The sequence below is a fragment of the Streptomyces sp. NPDC017246 genome (assembly GCF_044331325.1).
In the GTDB taxonomy this organism is placed as follows: Bacteria; Actinomycetota; Actinomycetes; order Streptomycetales; family Streptomycetaceae; genus Streptomyces.
Window position 1 is genome coordinate 262,227 of record NZ_JBIRMW010000012.1, and the last position, 17,466, is coordinate 279,692.

Here is a 17,466-nt window from a genome sequence, read left to right on the forward strand (position 1 = left end):
GGGCTCGGGCCGGGCTCAGGCGATCGAGGCGGAGACGATCGCCGAGACCGCGATGTTGCAGGAGGCGGTCACCCAGACCGCCGGGTGCGGCTGGGGGTCGACCAGGGTGGCGCCCAGCTTGCCCGGCGTGACCAGGTCCACGACCAGGAAGGCCACGGCCATCATCACCAGGCCGAGAAGACCGAACGCGGCCGTCGAGACCAGACCCTTGCCGAAGTTGTCGTACGTCGTCCAGATCGACGTGAAGACGATGCCGCCTATGCCGAGGAGCGCCGAGCTCAGCAGGATCGCGGCGTTGCGGTTGCGGTCCTCCCAGATCTGCCGCCCGAGCTTCCCCGGGGTCAGCAGGTCCACGAGCACGATGCCGAGGATCAGCAGAACCACGCCGAGGGCGCCGTAGGCGCCGGCCCGGCCGAGGCCGTTGACGATGTCGCTCATGGTGTGCCGGTCTCCGCTACGTCGCGATCACGGGGGATCGGTGGTCAAGGACCGGCAAAATGTAGCGCACGCGTCAACAGCCCCCGCCGCCCGCCCGGGAATCGGGCGGGCGGCGGACGCTGCGACGGGGAGCCGGGAGAGTGGTGAACGGCCCTGATCAGGTGCCCGGCGGCAGGCTCTTGGCGCGTGAACGGACCCGGAGGGCCGTGAGGATCTCGACCACGCCGACGACGAGGAGCCAGATACCTGCCAGGACCATCAGCACCGCCGCCGACTCCAGCGGGGAGACGATGAGGACCACACCGGCGAGCGCGTTGACGATGCCGAGGAAGACGTGCCAGCCGCGCGCCGGCATCGCGGGGTCGGAGGCCGCCGCGACGGTCTCGGTGATGCCGCGGAAGAGCCAGCCGATCCCGATCCAGAGCGCGAGCAGCAGAATCGACTGCGTCGCTCCCCGGAAACAGAGCAGACCGAGCAGGATCGACAGGGCGCCGCTGATGAAGGCCATGACGCGCAGCGCGGTCGTGGTGTGCGTACCGAAGGCGGCGACGAGTTGCAGCATACCGCTGAACAGCAGAAAGAGACCGAAGAGCAGGCCGGCCACGAACAGTGAGGCGTCCGGCCAGACCAGCACGATGACGCCGAGGACCAGTGACGCGAGTCCGGCGACGAGGAGTGCCTGCCAGGCGGCGCCCGCGAGCGCGCTCAGCGGGCCGGGCGGTATGTCCTGGTGCCTCGGGCCGTCTTGAGTCTGTGCCATGGACGGTTCCCGTCCTTCCGTGGAGGGGATGGGCAGAGCGGGGGGTTCAGAGCGGGGTGGCGTAGGTACTGAGGAAGAGCGCCTCGGCCAGCGCCATGTACTCGATCTCGGAGGGGTCCACGCTCTCGTTGGGGGCGTGGATGAGACAGCCGGGTTCCTCGACGCCGATCAGGGCGATCTCGGCGGTGGGGAACCGGGCGGCGAGCACGTTGCAGAGCGGGATCGAACCGCCCTGCCCCGACTGGACCATGTCCTTCCCGTACGCCTCGTGGAGCGCCGCCGCGAGCGCCCGGTACGCGGGGCCGTCGGTCTGCGCGCGGAACGGCTGGCCGACGCCCTCCGGCTCCACCTCCACCCGGGCACCCCACGGGGCGGCCGCGACGAGATGGTCGGTGAGGGCGCGCAGGGCGTCGTCGGCGTCGATCCCGGGCGGGACCCGCAGGCTGACCCTGGCCCGTACCTTCGCCTGCACCGCGGCCGAGGAGCCCACCACCGGCGGGCAGTCGATGCCGAGCACGGTGACCGCGGGTCGCGCCCACAGCTCGTCGGCGACCGAGCCCGTCCCGGCGAGGGAGACTCCGTCGAGGGCGCCCACGTCTGCCCGGAACTGTTCGGCCGGGTAGTCCACCCCGTCCCAGACGCCGTCGCCGGGCAGCCCCTTGATCACGGTGTTGCCGTGTTCGTCGCGGAGGCTGTCGAGGATCCGGACCAGCGCGGCCAGGGCGTCGGGCGCCGGGCCGCCGAACATGCCGGAGTGCATCGCCCCCTTGAGGGTGGAGACGGTGACGACGACGTTGGCGAGCCCGCGCAGCGAGGTGGTCGTGGTGGGCAGACCGCGCGAGAAGTTGCCGGTGTCGCAGATCAACAGGGTGTCGGCGGAGAAGAGTTCGGGCTGAAGGGGGACGAGCTGCTCCAGTCCCCCGGTGCCCTGCTCCTCCGAACCCTCCGCCACGAACTTGATGTTCACGGGGAATCCGCCGCCGTCCGGGCCGCCGAGCGCGCGCAGCGCCGTGAGGTGCATGGCGATGTTGCCCTTGCAGTCGGCCGAGCCGCGCCCGTACCAGCGCCCGTCGCGTTCGGTGAGTTCGAAGGGAGGTGTCTCCCAGGCGTCGTCGTCCAGCGGTGGCTGTACGTCGTAGTGGCAGTACAGGAGGACGGTGGGCGCCCCCTCGGGGCCCGGCGCCTGACCCACGACCGCGTCCGTGCCGTCGGGGGTCGTCACCCGGCGCATGTCACGGAGCCCGGCCTCCGTGAAGGCCCGCACGAGGAAGTCGGCGGCTTTCGCGCACTCCTCGGGCGGGAACTGGCGAGGGTCGGCCACGGAGCGCATCGCCACGAGCTCGGCGAGGTCCTCCTTGGCCCGGGGCATCAGCGCCCGGACCTTCTCGCGCAGGGCTGCGGTCGCGGTGGACTCTGCGGACATGCGTACCCACTTCCCTCGGGCCGGTGCGGGGTGGTGCTGCGCGAGGCCCCGCACGGCGAACGACACTCCCACCAAAGCACCGGTGGACAAGCGTCGCAAAACATGACTCTTACGGAGTATTAAGACAGGGTCCCGGGCGGCGCGGACCCGCGAGGGCGACGACAGTGGACGGCGTACGTCTCCGATCCCCGTCCGCCCCTCCCGCATCTGGAGAACCACATGGGCCACCTCAACCGACGCGACCTCGGGCTCCTCGTGCTGCGGGTCGGCACCGGTGCCGTACTCGCCGCGCACGGCACCCAGAAGCTCTTCGGCTGGTTCGGCGGGGGCGGCATCGAGGGAACCACCAAGGCGATGGAGGCCATGGGCTTCCACCCCGGCCGGGAGAGCGCCGTCGCCGCCGGTCTCGGCGAGGCGGGCGGCGGCGCCCTGCTCGCCCTCGGTCTCGCCACTCCCGCCGCCGGCGCCGCCGCGGCCGGCGCCATGACCGGCGCCGTCGCCGTCCACGCCCCGGCCGGCTTCTTCGCCCAGAGCGGCGGCTACGAGTACCCCGCGTTCCTCGGCTTCGTCGCCGCGGCGATCGGGGTGACGGGAGCCGGGCGGTACTCGCTCGACCACGCCACGGGGCACGTCCTCGACCGTCCCTGGGTGGTGGCCACCGCCTTCGTCGGCACCGCCATCGCCGCCGCGGCCGTGGTCAACCGCCGCGCCGACGACCGGGCCGCCGCCGAGGAGTCCGCCCCGGACCCGGCGCCGGACCCCGAATCGGCGTGAGCGCCGACCGGTGACGGGGGCCCGCACGCGTCCCCCGTGCGGGAGGGATAGGCTCGCCGCAGAGGAAGGGACGACCGCCCCGCATGAAGATCGATCTGACGGACACCAACTCCAGCAAGATCAACAAGGCGATCCTGGAAGGCCGCAGGGCCGTCGGCACACCCGCCGTCGGCGCCGTGCTCACCCTCCTCGTCGTCACCGACGAGGAGAACGCCTACGACGCGGTCAAGGCCGCCAACGACGCCTCCCGGGAACACCCCTCCCGCACCCTCGTCGTCATCAAGCGCCACGCCCGCACGCCCCGCGAGCGCAACGAGACCCGGCTGGACGCGGAGGTCCGCCTCGGCACCGACGCGGGTTCGGGCGAGACGGTCCTGCTCCGCCTCTACGGCGAGCTCGGCGCCCGCGCCGACTCCGTGGTCCTGCCCCTGCTCCTGCCGGACGCGCCCGTCGTCGTCTGGTGGCCCGTCGACGCCCCCGAAGTCCCGTCCCGGGATCCGCTGGGCGTCCTGGCCCAGCGCCGTATCACCGACATGTACGCGGTCGAGGACCCCCTCGCCGCACTGGAGGCCCGGGCCGCCTCGTACGCCCCCGGTGACACGGACCTCGCCTGGACCCGGCTCACGCCGTGGCGCTCGATGCTGGCCGCAGCGCTCGACCAGGCCCCGTTGGCCGTGACCTCGGCCGCCGTCGAGAGCGAGGCGGAGAACCCCAGCGCCGAACTCCTCGCCCGCTGGTTCGAGGTCCGCCTCGGAGTCCCCGTCGACCGGATCGTCACCGACGGCCCCGTCGTCACCGCCGTCCGTATGGGCACCGCGGACGGCGAGATCCGCATCGACCGGCCCGAGGGCCCGGTGGCCCGGCTCTCCATCCCCGGTCAGCCCAGCCGGGTCCTCGCCCTGAAGGTGCGGACCACCGCCGAGCTGATCGCCGAGGAACTGCGCCGCCTCGACCCCGACGAGGCCTACTCCGCGGCGCTGCGCGGCCGCGCCGGAGCCACCGGCGTCACGGCTTCTCGAACACCATGACGAAGTCGGACGTCTCCCGCACGCGGGGGACGTCCGGGTCCGGGAGCGCCAGGAGCCGCTTCCGGGCCTCGCCCACCAGGCGGGTGTCCTCGCCGGTGACCGACCAGGCGCCGGTGAAGAGCCCGCCCGCCAGGGAGTCGGCCATCGACCGCGGCGACACCCGGAAGACCGCGGGGCGTTCGGAGGCCGTGCCCCGGTAGACGAGACCGCGCGCCTCGGCGATCGGCGCGAGGGTCCACGGCCCGTCCTGACGGGTCCGGCCGGGGTCGAGCCGTTCCTCCAGCTCGCCCACCACGACCCCGACGTCGTCCGTGGGGCGGGTGCCCCCGGCCGGGATCACCAGATAGCGGCCGCCCGGCCGGAGCACCCGGGCCACCTCGTCGAAGACCCGGCCGTGATCGGGCCCTGTGTGCAGCAGCCAGGTGGACACCGCCTGGCCCACCGAGGCCGTCCGTACCGGAAGCCGGCAGGCGTCGGCCACCGCCACCCGCGGACCGAGGCGGTCCAGGGCCCGGGCGAGCATCCCGGACGAGAGGTCGAGCCCGTACACCACGTGCCCGCGCGCCGTCAGTTCGGCCGCCACGATGCCCGTGCCCACCCCGATGTCGAGCACGGGCCGGGCCGGGTCGAGGAGTGGTGCGAGCTGCTCGGCGAAGCCGGCGGCCCGGGCCGTGCCGCCGCGCGAGGCGTCGTACTCCGGGGCGATCGCGTCGAACTCCGGGACGGTGGAGGCCGATGTCATCCTGCTGTCTCCCTTCTCTTCTCCGCCGGACGGGCTCTCCGGCGCACTGCTTGTCCGCGGCGGGGTGTGTCCGCCGCGGACGGTTCCTCCGGTGGTGGTGCGGACAGATGCGCTCCCGCCCTCGGGCGGGTCGGCTCCGGTCCTCGGCACGAGGTGGGTCAGCCCTCGGGCGTGAAGGTCACGGGCAGCGTCGCCATGCCGCGCAGGATGCCCTCGCGCCGGCTCAGGTCCACGTCCGGGTCGGAGAGCCGCAGGTCGGGGAAGCGGCGCAGCAGGGTGCCGATGGCGATCCTGGCCTCCGCGCGGGCGAGAGGCGCGCCCAGGCAGAAGTGCACACCGTGGCCGAAAGCGAGCTGTTGCGGCACTTCGCGTCGTGCGATGTCGAGAATGTCGGCACGGTCGTAGCGGGCCGGGTCGCGGTTGGCGGCGGCGAGCCCGATGATGATCATCTCGCCCGCCGGGACGACGACCCCGCCGATCTCGTACGCGCCGGTGGTGAAGCGCGCGACGCCGCGGCTCACCGGGCCCTCGTAGCGCAGGAGTTCCTCGATCGCGCCCGGCAGCAGCGAGGGGTCGTCGCGCAGTGCGGCGAACTGGTCCGGGTGGCGCAGCAGGGCGTGGACGCCGTTGGCGATGAGGCTCGCCGTCGTCTCGTGTCCGGCGAGCGTGAGCAGGATCGTCATCGCCGTCAGCTCGCGGTCGCTGATCCGCTCCTCGGCCTGCGCGGCACACAGCGCGCTCAGCAGATCGTCCTTCGGGTCCTTCTTGCGCTCGGCGATCAACGGCTCGAAGAACTCGGTGAGTTCGGCCCGTGCGCGGGCACCCTTGGCGAGGCGCTCCGGAGTGTTGGGCGGCATGATCAGGCCGACCGCGAGGCGGGCGAAGTCCGGCTGTCCCTCGGCCGGGATGCCGATGAGCTCGCTCAGCACGGCCATCGGCAGCGGCAGGGCGAACTCGGAGACCAGGTCGGCGGTTCCGCGTGCCGCGATCGCGTCGAGGTAGGCGTCGGTGTGTGCCTGGACCCGGGGTGCGAGCTGCTCCACCCGGCGGGCCGTGAAGGCCTTCGAGACGAGGTTGCGCAGGCGCGTGTGGTCCTCGCCGTTGGCGACGAGCATGCTGGCCATCAGGACGTTGGTGCGCTCCTGGTGCGCCATCTCCTCCTCCAGGCCGTTGACACCGACGGGGCTGCTGCTGAGCCGGGGGTCGGTGAGCGCGGCCACCGCCTCGTCGTAGCCGGTGACCATCCAGACTTCAAGGGTGGGATTCAGCCGCACGCGCTGGACGACACCGTGTTCGCGGATGCGCTCGAAGAGCGGGTAGGGGTTGGGCTGTTGGGCCACGTTTACCGGGACATCGTGAACGATTGTCTGCTCTTGACCGGTCATCTTCCGTAACTCCCCGACGTTTTGTGAAAGATCTCTGGCAAGTAGTCATACCAGCCACCCCAGTTGCGTGGTAGCGTCACCGGCGCTCGGCTCGGATGATGTTCGGCGAAGGACCGGCGAACCGTCGGTGAAAAGATCAGCGAGGCGCTCCACCCACCGGTGCCCGGTGCCTCGTACAGCTCGACTCGGTAGCAGCCAAGGCCTCAACCAGGCCCTATGCGCAGGGGGAGACGTTTCGTGGAGCAAGCGGCAGCCGTGGACCCGATTCTGGATCTGGCCCGTCCGTCGATCCTGCGGAACCCGTACCCGTCGTACGACCGGATGCGGGAGACCTCCCCCGTCTTCTGGCACGAACTGCTCGGTTCCTGGGTCTTGACCAGGCATGCCGACTGCCTCGCCGTGCTCACCGACAGCAACCGTTTCGCCTCCGACTGGCGGCGCGCCGGGGAGGACATCCCCGCCCCGCTCCTGAGCGTGCAGACGCTCGACCCGCCGGAGCACACCGCGATCCGGCATCTGCTGCTCGACGGTTTCCGGGCACAGGACCGCCAGGCGCTGCACGACGGTCTGGAGGGGCAGATCGACGATCTCCTCGCGGAGTTGGCCCGGCGCCCCTCCTTCGACTTCGTCGGGGAGCTCGCCGAGCCGGTGGCCCTCCGCTTCGTCACCGCCTTCCTGGGCGTCCCGGCTCCCGAGCTCGACTGGTTCGTGCCCATGTCCCGTACCGTCGTCGACGGCATGGACGCCGGCCTGTGGCCGGAGAAGCACGAGCCCGCCGTGGCCGCCCGCGCCCGGCTCGCGGAGTACGCGGGCGGGTGGCTCGCCGACCCGCCCAAGGAAGGCCTCATCGCGTACGTCGCCGAGCACGCGGCGGACAGTGGCGTAGCAGAAACGGTTCTGCGCAACAGTCTGCGCGCCGTTCTCCACGCCGGCTACGAATCCGCGTCCCGGCTCCTCGGCAACGCGGCGGCCGCCCTCCTCACCACCCCCGGCGCGCTCTCCTCGTTCCGGGCGACCCCGGCCGCGGCCGTGGACGAACTCATCCGGTACGACGCACCGGTCCAGGCGGACGCCCGGGTCTGCGTCACCGACACCGAACTGGGTGGCGTCACGATGAGAGCGGGTGATCCGGTCACGCTCTTCCTGGGCGCGGCCAACCACGACCCGCTCCGCTTCGACCACCCCACAGAGCTGCGACTCGACCGCGCACCGAACCCACACCTCGGGTTCGGCCGCGGGGCCCACGCCTGTCTGGGCGCGTCCATGGCGATCCGGCTCACCGGATCGGTCCTCGGGACCCTGGCCAAGGACCACCCCGACGCACGGGCGGTCGCGGAACCGGACCACCGGCGCAATCTGACCCTTCGCGGTCTCGACCGCTTCGAGGTCACCTTGCGTCCAGAGACGGGGGAGGAGGTACGACCATGAAGTACTGGCACTGAAACCAGTGAGCGTGCGGCCCGTCCGGGAGGCGGGCACCACGCCGGTGCACGACACCCGTGCACCCCGCCGGAGCCCGAACCCGCTGCGCGGTTCGGGCTCCGGCCCATGTCCGGGACCCGGTCCGGGCTCCGGACCGTACCCGCAGTGCCTCGTGCCCCGTGGCCGGGACGACGGGAGGGCCCGGCCGTCAGCCGGCCACCGGCACCACGCGGGCGTCGTCGACGAACAGGTTCAGCGCGCCGTCGACGGGACACCGCAGGCCGACCGACAGACGCAGGACCCGGCCGTCCGTGTCGAGCGTGTACGCGGCGGCCACCTGGAACAGGTCGTGCCCCGCAGGGCATGTGAGCACCTTCGGGTCTGTCCCCGGAGCCGGAACGGCGGAGGGCTCAAGCCGACGGAGCGGGGTGTCCGGGCTCTCGTGCACATCCCCGTCCTGTACGCCGATGGGCAGGCAGCAGCCCTCGCAGAAGCACTCCCACGGGGTCACCTCGAACCGGTCCGCGTCGCAGTAGCGGCAGGCGAGGGCACCGGTCACGATCCGCCGGTCCGTCCCGCCGGGCGCGGCCCCGCCCAACAGCCGCCCCAGGGCGCCGTCCCCCGCCTCGTCGCCCACGGGTCCGTCGTTCCACACGCGCGTGCTCTCCACGACGGGAATCGTGTCACCCGTGGAGCGGCGTGACTCCGCCGGGTCCGTCCCCGCGGGCCTTCGTCCCCGGCGCGGGTGGCCGAACCCGAGCCGGCCGAGCGGGGCGGGGTCTCAGCCGCGCAGTCTGCCCGGCAGCCAGCGCAGCTGGGCCGCCTGCTGGAAGGCGCCGCCGCCCTCGTGGTCGTTGAAGTCGTACACCTCGATCGCCTTCTCGTCCTCGGCGTACGCGTTGAAGGCGGCGAACACCGTCGACGGCGGGCAGGTCAGGTCCTCCAGGGCCGTCGAGAACAGCGCCGGCGCCGTGGCGCGGGCCGCGAAGTGGACCCCGTCGAAGTAGGCGAGCGTCGCCCGGATCCGCTCCACCCGGCCGCGGTGCGTCTTGAGGTAGTTGCCGATCTCGCGGTACGGGGTGCGGTCCGTGATCGTCGTGGCACGGGGGAAGTCGCACAGGAACGGCACGTCCGGCGCCACCGCCACGAGGTCGCTCACCAGCCCCGCCACGGCGATCGTGATCCCGCCGCCCTGACTGACGCCGGTCACCGCCGTACGGCTCGCGTCCACCAGGGGGTGCGAGCGGGCGGCCTCCACGGCACGGACCGCGTCGGTGAAGAGCCGCCGGTAGTAGTAGGTGTACGGATCCTCGACGCCGCGCGTCATGAAGCCGGGGAACGACGGCGCGCTGCCCACCGGGTCCGGGGTGTCACCGGTCGCCCAGCCGCTGCCCTGCCCCCGGGTGTCCATCACGAAGTGGGCGAACCCGGCCGAGGCCCAGAGCAGATGTGTGTGCGGAAGGCCGCGCCCGCCGCCGTACCCGAGGAACTCCACCACGACCGGCAGCGGTTCGGTCGTACCAGCGGGGAGGACGAACCAGCCCTTGACCGGCTGTCCGTCGAAACCGGCGAAGGTCACGTCGAAGGCCTCCACCGTGGAGAGCCCCGTCGGGACCGCCTCGAAGCGTGCGTCCAGCTCGTGCGCGCGTGCCTCGCCGAGGGTCTCGGCCCAGAAGGAGTCGAAGTCCTCCGGCTCCACGGAAGCGCTGCGATAGCCGTGGAGCTGGTCGAGGGGCAGGTCGAACTGGGTCATGAGAACCGCCTGGGGAGTCGCCCGGTGAGGGAGGGTCACGTTCGATATGTCGACCGGTTCACCCCGGCCCGCACGATGATCGTATTCATGTACGTGAATGCCGATCGCTCCGGTCTGACACTCCGCGCCGTCGATGCCACGAGAACGCCACCTGGACGGTCCCCGTGACATCCTCGGACGAACCGCCCACAGCGTGTCCAGTTGTGGGCCTTCGTCGTCCTGCGCGGAGGGACACCATGCTCATCAGCCACGCCGTACGTCACCATGTGCTGCACGTGACGCTCCACCGCGACCTGGACGTCACCAACCGGGCCGCCGCCGCCCTCCAGGTCCAGGCCCTGGTCCAGACGCACCGTCCCACCCGCGTCGTCGTCGAGGTCCCGAGCGCCGAACCCACTCCGGCCACCCTCAGCGCCCTCTCCCGTGCCCACCGCATGTGCGCGAGCCTCGGCATCCCCCTCGCCCTCAGCGGTGCGAGCGCCCGCACCCGCCGGCTCCTGGACGTCACCGCCGAATGAACCGCGCGGCGGGCGGCCGCCCCGCGAACGGAGGGCAGGGTGCTCGCCGTTCTCCCCGCAAGACGGTGGCGTGGCGACCGAACCGGAATGTGGCGGTCAGTGGCCAGGCGACTTGCCGCCACCGTGTAGGGGACAACCATCTGCCCGGCAGGGCTGATGATGCTCCGCATGACCTCCGTAACCCACATCCCCGGCTACGCCGGGCCCACGCGCAGGTGGCGCGGCCAGATGGCGGCGCTCACCTGTGCGGCGGCCGTGGCCGGCGGCCTGCTCATACCCCTGCGGGCCACCGCCCAGCCCGTCGTCTACGGTGAACCCGCCCCGGCGAGCGACACCCGGTCCTACGACGTCACCCTGATCACCGGTGACGTGGTCCACTACACGGACGGGCCGGGCACCCGTGACACCCTCACCGTCGACCGTGCGGACGGCACCGCGGGCGGCGTCGAGGTGCAGCAGCTCGGCGACGACTACTACGTCATTCCCGACGAGGCCGCCCCGCTGATCGCCGCCGGCACCCTGGACCGTCGCCTGTTCGACGTCACCGGGCTGATCGCGATGGGCTACGACGACGCCCGTGTCGACGGCCTTCCCGTGATCGCCACGTACGGCGCCGCGACCCGCTCCGTGCCCGCCGCCCCCACCGGCAGCTCCCTGACGCATCGCCTGGACAGCATCCACGGCGCCGCGCTGACGGTTCGGCGATCCGGGCAGGGGGCGTTCTGGAACGAGGTCGTCGCCACTCCGGGCACCAGCCGTACGCTCTCGACCGGAGTGAAGAAGCTGTGGCTCGACGCCCGGGTCAAGGGCGCGTTGAAGGACTCGGTGCCGCAGATCGGCGCGCCGAAGGCCTGGGCCGAGGGTTTCGACGGGACGGGTGTCAAGGTCGCGGTGCTCGACACCGGCATCGACCCCGGTCATCCGGACGTGAAGGACCGGATCGTCGGCTCCAAGAGCTTCGTCCCCGGTCAGGCCGTGCTCGACGAGAACGGTCACGGCACCCATGTCGCCTCGACCGTGGCCGGCTCCGGCGCCGCCTCGGGCGGCGCCGACAAGGGTGTCGCCCCCGCCGCCGATCTGCTGGTCGGCAAGGTGCTCGGCAACGACGGCTACGGGCAGAACTCCGGGATCATCGAAGCCATGGAGTGGGCCAAGGCCGAGGGCGCCTCGGTCGTCTCCATGAGCCTGGGCGACACCACGCCCGACGACGGCACCGACCCGATGGCCCAGGCCGTCAACGCGCTGTCGGCCGACGGCGGACCGCTGTTCGTGATCGCCGCGGGCAATGCCTACGACCCCGGGGCCATCTCCACCCCCGGCTCCGCGGAGAAGGCGCTGACCGTCGCCGCCGTGGACAGGTCCGACGCGCGGGCTCCCTTCTCCGGCCAGGGACCGCTTGTCGGCAATTCCGGCCTCAAGCCGGACATCTCCGCTCCCGGCGTGAACATCACCGCCGCCGCATCGCAGGCGGTCCCCGGGACCACCGGCATGTACCGCACCATGTCCGGTACCTCGATGGCCACCCCGCACGTCGCGGGTGTGGCCGCGATCCTCAAGCAGTGGCACCCGGACTGGACCGGTCAGCAGCTCAAGGACGCGCTGATGAGCACGTCCAAGCAGCTGCCGGACTACACCCCGTACGAGATGGGCACCGGGCGGGTCGACGTCCCCGCTGCCGTCGACGCGCAGATCACCGCGACGGGTTCGGTCGCCGCCGCCTCGTACGACTGGCCGCACAGCGCCGGCGACCCGGTCGCCGAGCGCACCGTGACCTACCGCGACCAGGGCGACCGGCCCGTCACCCTGGACCTGGCCACCGACACCTCGGCCGACGCGTACACGCTCTCCGCCGGTCAGGTCACCGTTCCGGCCGGCGGCAGCGCCGAGGCCGTCCTCTCGCTGGACCCGGCGAAGGCCGCCGTGGGAACCACCTTCTCCGGACAGGTGGTCGCCAAGGACCACGCCACCGGGACGGTCGTGGCCCACACCGGGTTCGCCCTGGCCAAGGAGCGTGAGCTCTACGACCTGAGGATCGACGTGCGGGGGCGGGACGGCAAGCCCGCGACGGGGTGGGTTCACCTGTCACGGCTCGGATCGACCACAGCCACGGACTTCGAGGTCGCGGGTACCAAGACCCTGCGCATGCCTCCGGGCAACTACGTCGTGTGGTCGCGGATCGATGTGGAAGCGCCGGCAGGAACACGGCGGCACAGGCGCTGCTGATCGACCCCGAGACCAGGCTGAACGATGACGCCACGGTCACTCTCGACGCCTCGAAGGCCCGGCTGATCAGCGCCAGGACACCGAAGTCGACCGAGACGCGCGAGACGCAGTACGAGATGGTCCGCACCGTGGAGGACGGCAACGTCATCCGTAGCGTCGTGACCATGCCGATCGTGGTGGACGAGCTGTGGGTGAGCCCCACCGACAAGGTCAGCGAGGGCGACTTCCAGTTCCTCACCCGCTGGAACCTTCAGGAGCCCCGGTTCACCTACCGTGCGAGCGGTGGCTCGGTGCCCGCCATGGTGCAGACCCGCAGCATGCTGCTCACCGGCAGGCACCGGCTGCACACGGCGTACGTCCACACGCGTGCCGCCGCCGACTACGCGGGCCTGGACGTCAAGGGCAAGGCCGTGATCGTGGACAGGAGTGACGCGGTGCCGCCGCGCACCCGGGTCGCCAACGCGGAGGCCGCCGGCGCCAAACTGCTCATGGTCCTCAGCGACCGGCCGGGCAGACTCAACGAGTCCTACGCGACGACGGGCCTGACCGGCATCCCCGTAGTGACCGTGCACCAGTCGCAGGTGGCCGACCTGCTCGACCGCGACGAGCGCGGCGAGGAACTCGTGATCGACGCCCAGGGTGCCCCCCGCTACCTGTACGACCTGGTGTCCCGCCACCCCGACCGGGTTCCGGACCGCTCGCTGACCTACGCGCCCGACCCGGACCGTGACCTGGCGCAGCTCGCCAACCGCCTCTACTCGGACCGCGCCGCCACCGGGTACGGCTACCGCTACGACGTTCCCACCTACGGCGCCGGCGTCGTCCACAACATGGACGAGTCCTACCCGATGGTCCGCACCGAATGGGTGGACCACCTGGAGGGTGGCTCCTCCTGGTTCGAGGACCACACCACCTGGGACTCGCGCGGAGTCCAGAACACCTCCGGTGGGCGGCTGAACCACACGGCCGGCAAGAACTACACCACCAGTTGGCTCGCCCCGGTCCAGCACCCGGGCATCGGCTCCGCGTACGCGGGCCCCTACCGCGACGGCAACAACACCCTGTCGCTGGCCGTCACCCCGTACGCCGACGGCGGCGCCGTCGACCGGTCCGGTTTCCTGGACAAGAGCACCACCAAGATGGCGTTGTACCAGGGTGAATCCCTGGTCGGGCAGTCCTCGAGCCGCTCGGTGACCGCGCGCAACCGACCCGCCGAAGCTCTGCCGTACCGGCTCGTCATGGACAGCGCACGCAACGCGGCGGACTGGCACACCGCCGTGCGCAGCCACTCCGAGTGGGGCTTCACCTCCGGGGCGATGGCCGCCGGTTCGGGCCGGGAGTCGGTGAAACTGCTTCAGCCGCACTTCGAGGTGGACACCGACCTGGCGGGCGACGTCGAGTCCGGACGCCGCATCGAGCTCACCCTCTCCGCCTCGACTCAGCAGTGGCTCGACTCGACCACGTACGCGGATTCCGCGACGCTGTCGGTGTCGTACGACGACGGCGCCACCTGGCAGCCGGTCGCTCTGGACCGTGACGGGTGAGGCTCCTGGTCGGCGGAGCTGAAGCTGCCGAGGACGCCGGGCGGCTTCGTGTCGCTCAAGGCCGGCGCCGAGGCCGCGAACGGGCTGACCGTCGAGCAGGAGGTGATCCTTGCCTTCGGTCTGAAGTGATTCCGAAGGATCCTCCGAGTCTGTCGGCTGCCGGCCCGTATCCACGGGCCGGCAGCCGATCGGCGTTGCCCGAGGACCGTGTGCCGGGCGGCCGGATGCCCTACCCTGCCCGGCTCGAAAGGCATGGCGGCCAAAGGCGTGCCAGCCAACGGTGTGCCCCCACTGCCGCGGCCGGCGGTCACGGACGTGCGACCGCCGAACCGCGACGTGCGGGGGATCAGCCGGGCAGGCCGGCCACGACGATCTTCGTCTTCCCCGCGTCCTTCAGGTCCATGGCGTAGAACGCGACCTCGCCCCGGGCGTGGATCCCGATGCCCTCCATCGGGCTCCAGTGGGAGGAGTCGACCATCGAGCCCAGGTCGTGCATGCGGCCTTCGGGGTTCCACACCACGGCCGTGGTCACGTCGGGCGCGGTCTCGGCGGTGCCGATGATCCACCCCGCGTCGTTCACCTGCTTCGCCTCGGCGTCGAAACCGAAGTCGGGCAGCCGGGTCATCGTGCCGCCCGGCTTGAGGACGAAGGCGTCGTCACCGCTGCTCCCGGCGACCGTTCCGGAGGAGTTGACCGACCTGGCGAAACTGTCGGTCATGCCAGGGAGCGTGCCCAGGTCGGTGATCCTGCCGTCGGCGTCCCACCGCACCGCGTGCCGCCTGCCGTCCTTGGAGGAGTGGCCGACTACCACACCGGCGTCGTTGACGGCGAGCGGTTCGGTCAGTGAGCGGTTGTCCGTCAGGTGGGCGAGCTTGCGGTATCCGTCCTTCGCGTTCCAGATGTACCCGTCGTTCACCGTCTGGTCGCGGCCCGTCGCCGGGTTCCTGACCAGCCCCGTGGCGTTGCCGATCACGGTGCCCTCGTCGGTGACGGCGAAGCCGCGGGCGTAGGTGTACGCCTCCCAGCCCGGCAGCGGCAGCGGGGTGAGCTCACCTTCCGCGTTCCAGAGGATGGCGCGGGTCTGCTTGGCGACGGTCAACTGGCCGGTGGCGTAGCCCTGCGACGGGCTCTGGGCCAGGGCGTAGCCGGTGCCGGTACCGGGGTTGGCCAGCAGAGTGACACCGCTGCCCGGAGCCCAGCGGACCGGCCGGGTGACGCCGGCGACCTGCTGGGAGCCCGAGACCCGTCCCCTGTCGTCCAGGCTGAACCCGAGCGCGGGCCCGAACGAGCCGGTGACCTCGGCCTGCGGCTGCGTGACCCTGCCGAGCAGGACATCCGCACCGCCCAGTGCGGTGCCCGCGTCCGTCGCCAGCGAGAACCGTCCCACCAGCCGCCGCCCGGCCGGCGGGGCGATGTCCGCGACCATGCGGCCGCGGATCCGGAGGGACTCGCCGGGGGTGAGGTGGACGGGCTCCGCGCTGTCCACGGTCACCGAGCCGAGCGACGTCGAGAACAGGGTGTCCTGGACGTCGAACGTGGTGCTGCCGGAGGGGATGTCCGTACCGGCGATGTAGATCAGGTAGTAGCCGGGCGCCGGGTTCTTCACGTTCAGCGACTCGCGGGCGCCTCCGTTGGTGGAGGAGGCGATCAGCGCGCCGGACGGAGCGATCAGGTACAGGTCCAGGTCGGCGTTCCTGTCGGAGGCGTTGCCGATGTTCACCTCCAGCCGGGTCGCGTCCCGCGGCACCGCGATCTGTTTGCCCGTGATCTGCTGGTCGGCGAGGGTCGGGTGAGCCTCGGAGAGTGCGCCGAGCGCCCCTCACAGCCCTGAAGGTCCGCTCGACCGGGGAGTGCAGCGCGGCCTCGTCGATCACCGTGGACGCGGGGTCGAGCGACGCGCCCAGCAACGGACACCGTGTGGAGATCCAGGCGCTGCGCGCATCCTCCGAGGGGCAGGGGCCCTTGCCGGGCGACGCGCTCGTGCTGGGCAGCGCGGTCCACGACGGTGCCTGGCTGCCGGTGGCGGAAGGCTTCACCAGGAGCAACGCCGATCGCTGGGGTGATCAACCGACGTGGATGTTCAGCGTCGGCATGGCCGCGGCCCTGCCGGGACCGTTGCGCCGGCTTGCCGAACGTATGGTGCAGCCACGCATCGCCGCTCTCGTCGAGCTTGTCCGCCCTCGGGACCATCGGCGTATCTCGGGTGTAATCCGGCGCGAACACCTCGACCGGAAGGGTGCCTTGCTGTTCCGACTGCTCGGTTGCCGCTACGGGGACCACCGAGACTGGGCGGCGATCGACGCCTGGGCGGACGACATCGCCCGGCAGCTCGACGCGTGACGAGGTGGCGGTGCGCCGGGAAGCGGATCTCGTGACGGCGCTGCCTCAGCACCGGGGTGGGTGAGACGAGCCCTCCCGAGTCGCTCGTCATTCGGTGACGCGGACCGCGAGCGCGGGGCGGATGGCGGCAGCGCGGCGGGCCGGCCCGATCGTTGCGAGGAGGGACGCGGCGAAGGTGGCTGCGGCCAGGCCGCAGATGCTGGTCCATTCGACCGGGAAGCCTCCTTCGAGGCCCTCGAACGCGGCGCTGTTGGCGTACATCAGCCAGGTGGTGAGCACGCCCAGGAGGGAGCCGAGCACGATTCCTTCCATGGCGATGAAGGTGCTCTCCCAGAGGAAGGACCGTTGGACGGTCCGCGCCCGGAAGCCGAGGGCTCGCAGGATGCCGATGGTGCGTCGGCGTTCGCGTACGGATCGGACCATGACGACGCCGAGGCCGGTGATGCCCACGCCGAGGCCCAGGGCGAGGAAGCCCTGCATGAGGCGGAAGAAGGCGGTGCTGGAGTCGAACTGTTGGCGGATGTCCGACTCGATGGGTGTGGCGACCAGGCTGGACGAGAGCTGCTCGCCCTGCAGTCGGGTCGCCAGGGCGTCGGGGGATGTTCCGGGGCTGGTTCTGACCAGTGCGGAGGCGTTCTGGGCCTGGGCGCCGAAGAGCTCGCGCGTCGCCTGCTCGCTCGACACCACGGGGTAGGTGGTCGAACTGGCGCCGGTGCCAGGGTAGAAGACCAACCCGTTGCTGAGTACCCCGGCGATGATCTTCTGTTCGCTTCGGCCCGTGCGGGGGTCGGTCAGGGTGAGGGTGTCGCCGGGATCGTAGTAGTCGCCGGCCGGGCCGCCGGTGCTGCCGAAGAAGGCGTCGAGCACGACGTAGCGGGGGTCGGAGGCGAGAGCACGCCATACCGCGGGGTCGTTGTTCAGGCCGGGCAGCCGCTCCCGGAAGGTGATGCCGGTGATCGCCCCGTCCGGCACGCCGACGACGGCGGTGTCGAGCGGTTGGGGGCTGCGGTGTCCCGGATCGGTGGCCCGCCCTGTGGCGTTGAGCAGCGGTGTCACGGCGGCGATCCCGGCGGCCGACGGGCCGCCGCGGAGATCGGAGACGAGTCGGTCGCCGGC

General features: G+C 71.7%; 16 protein-coding genes. 7 read left to right on the forward strand and 9 right to left on the reverse strand.

Features of this window, described 5'->3' with window-relative positions; translation table 11 throughout:
• Nucleotides 1–15: 15 nt before the first annotated feature.
• The 3 genes from ACH4MY_RS26880 to ACH4MY_RS26890 all read right to left on the reverse strand — a co-directional run bounded on the left by ACH4MY_RS26880 (nt 16) and on the right by ACH4MY_RS26890 (nt 2,621).
• Entirely contained in the window at nt 16–438 is a 423-nt protein-coding gene (locus tag ACH4MY_RS26880) for a DUF350 domain-containing protein (RefSeq protein WP_015037854.1), read from the reverse strand.
• A 157-nt stretch (nt 439–595) separates the two neighbouring features.
• Nucleotides 596–1,198, reverse strand: coding sequence for an HdeD family acid-resistance protein (locus tag ACH4MY_RS26885; RefSeq protein WP_398006289.1), 603 nt, complete (start codon nt 1,196–1,198; stop codon nt 596–598).
• A gap of 46 nt (nt 1,199–1,244) precedes the next feature.
• A complete protein-coding gene (locus tag ACH4MY_RS26890) occupies nt 1,245–2,621 on the reverse strand; it encodes a dipeptidase (RefSeq protein WP_398006290.1) in 1,377 nt (458 codons plus the stop codon).
• Nucleotides 2,622–2,840: 219 nt separating this feature from the next.
• On the opposite strand from ACH4MY_RS26890, the gene ACH4MY_RS26895 reads away from it, so the two are divergent.
• Nucleotides 2,841–3,395 carry a DoxX family protein gene (locus tag ACH4MY_RS26895; RefSeq protein ID WP_398006291.1) on the forward strand — a complete coding sequence of 185 codons (555 nt, stop codon included), beginning with the start codon at nt 2,841–2,843 and terminating at the stop codon, nt 3,393–3,395.
• 83 nt (nt 3,396–3,478) lie between these two features.
• Nucleotides 3,479–4,423: a glucose-6-phosphate dehydrogenase assembly protein OpcA gene (gene opcA / locus ACH4MY_RS26900; RefSeq protein ID WP_398006292.1), complete on the forward strand. Its 945-nt coding sequence runs from the start codon at nt 3,479–3,481 to the stop codon at nt 4,421–4,423.
• Here opcA and ACH4MY_RS26905 read toward each other — a convergent pair.
• Both ACH4MY_RS26905 and ACH4MY_RS26910 read right to left on the reverse strand, forming a co-directional pair.
• Complete coding sequence (locus ACH4MY_RS26905; protein WP_398006293.1) at nt 4,401–5,165, reverse strand: class I SAM-dependent methyltransferase; 765 nt, start codon at nt 5,163–5,165, stop codon at nt 4,401–4,403. The genes opcA and ACH4MY_RS26905 overlap by 23 nt on opposite strands.
• Before the next feature lie 158 nt (nt 5,166–5,323).
• Entirely contained in the window at nt 5,324–6,505 is a 1,182-nt protein-coding gene (locus ACH4MY_RS26910; protein ID WP_398006294.1) for a cytochrome P450, read from the reverse strand.
• Nucleotides 6,506–6,787: 282 nt separating this feature from the next.
• Between ACH4MY_RS26910 and ACH4MY_RS26915 the strand changes: the two genes are divergently transcribed.
• Nucleotides 6,788–7,978: a cytochrome P450 gene (locus ACH4MY_RS26915; RefSeq protein ID WP_398006295.1), complete on the forward strand. Its 1,191-nt coding sequence runs from the start codon at nt 6,788–6,790 to the stop codon at nt 7,976–7,978.
• 202 nt (nt 7,979–8,180) lie between these two features.
• Here the strand turns inward: ACH4MY_RS26915 and ACH4MY_RS26920 are convergent, their stop codons facing one another.
• Together ACH4MY_RS26920 and ACH4MY_RS26925 are read right to left on the reverse strand one after the other, a co-directional pair.
• A complete protein-coding gene (locus ACH4MY_RS26920; protein ID WP_398006296.1) occupies nt 8,181–8,642 on the reverse strand; it encodes a hypothetical protein in 462 nt (153 codons plus the stop codon).
• A gap of 111 nt (nt 8,643–8,753) precedes the next feature.
• A complete protein-coding gene (locus ACH4MY_RS26925; protein ID WP_398006297.1) occupies nt 8,754–9,725 on the reverse strand; it encodes an acetylxylan esterase in 972 nt (323 codons plus the stop codon).
• Nucleotides 9,726–9,961: 236 nt separating this feature from the next.
• Here ACH4MY_RS26925 and ACH4MY_RS26930 point away from each other — a divergent pair, with 236 nt between their 5' ends.
• The 3 genes from ACH4MY_RS26930 to ACH4MY_RS26940 all read left to right on the forward strand — a co-directional run bounded on the left by ACH4MY_RS26930 (nt 9,962) and on the right by ACH4MY_RS26940 (nt 14,010).
• Complete coding sequence (locus tag ACH4MY_RS26930; RefSeq protein ID WP_398006298.1) at nt 9,962–10,243, forward strand: hypothetical protein; 282 nt, start codon at nt 9,962–9,964, stop codon at nt 10,241–10,243.
• Nucleotides 10,244–10,411: 168 nt separating this feature from the next.
• Complete coding sequence (locus ACH4MY_RS26935) at nt 10,412–12,466, forward strand: S8 family peptidase (RefSeq protein ID WP_398006299.1); 2,055 nt, start codon at nt 10,412–10,414, stop codon at nt 12,464–12,466.
• On the forward strand, nt 12,409–14,010 hold the full coding sequence (locus ACH4MY_RS26940; protein ID WP_398006300.1) for a PA domain-containing protein: 1,602 nt from the start codon (nt 12,409–12,411) through the stop codon (nt 14,008–14,010). Before ACH4MY_RS26935 ends, ACH4MY_RS26940 begins: the two co-directional genes overlap by 58 nt.
• Nucleotides 14,011–14,356: 346 nt before the next feature.
• Here ACH4MY_RS26940 and ACH4MY_RS26945 read toward each other — a convergent pair whose 3' ends face one another.
• Nucleotides 14,357–15,757, reverse strand: coding sequence for a pre-peptidase C-terminal domain-containing protein (locus ACH4MY_RS26945; RefSeq protein ID WP_398006301.1), 1,401 nt, complete (start codon nt 15,755–15,757; stop codon nt 14,357–14,359).
• Nucleotides 15,758–15,927: 170 nt separating this feature from the next.
• Here ACH4MY_RS26945 and ACH4MY_RS26950 point away from each other — a divergent pair, with 170 nt between their 5' ends.
• The gene (locus ACH4MY_RS26950) at nt 15,928–16,350 is read left to right on the forward strand and encodes a flavodoxin (RefSeq protein WP_398006302.1); all 423 of its coding nucleotides are present in this window, start codon (nt 15,928–15,930) and stop codon (nt 16,348–16,350) included.
• A gap of 87 nt (nt 16,351–16,437) precedes the next feature.
• Here ACH4MY_RS26950 and ACH4MY_RS26955 read toward each other — a convergent pair.
• Nucleotides 16,438–17,466, reverse strand: a 1,029-nt coding sequence (locus ACH4MY_RS26955) for an ABC transporter permease (protein ID WP_398006303.1), incomplete at its 5' end; no start/stop codon positions are given.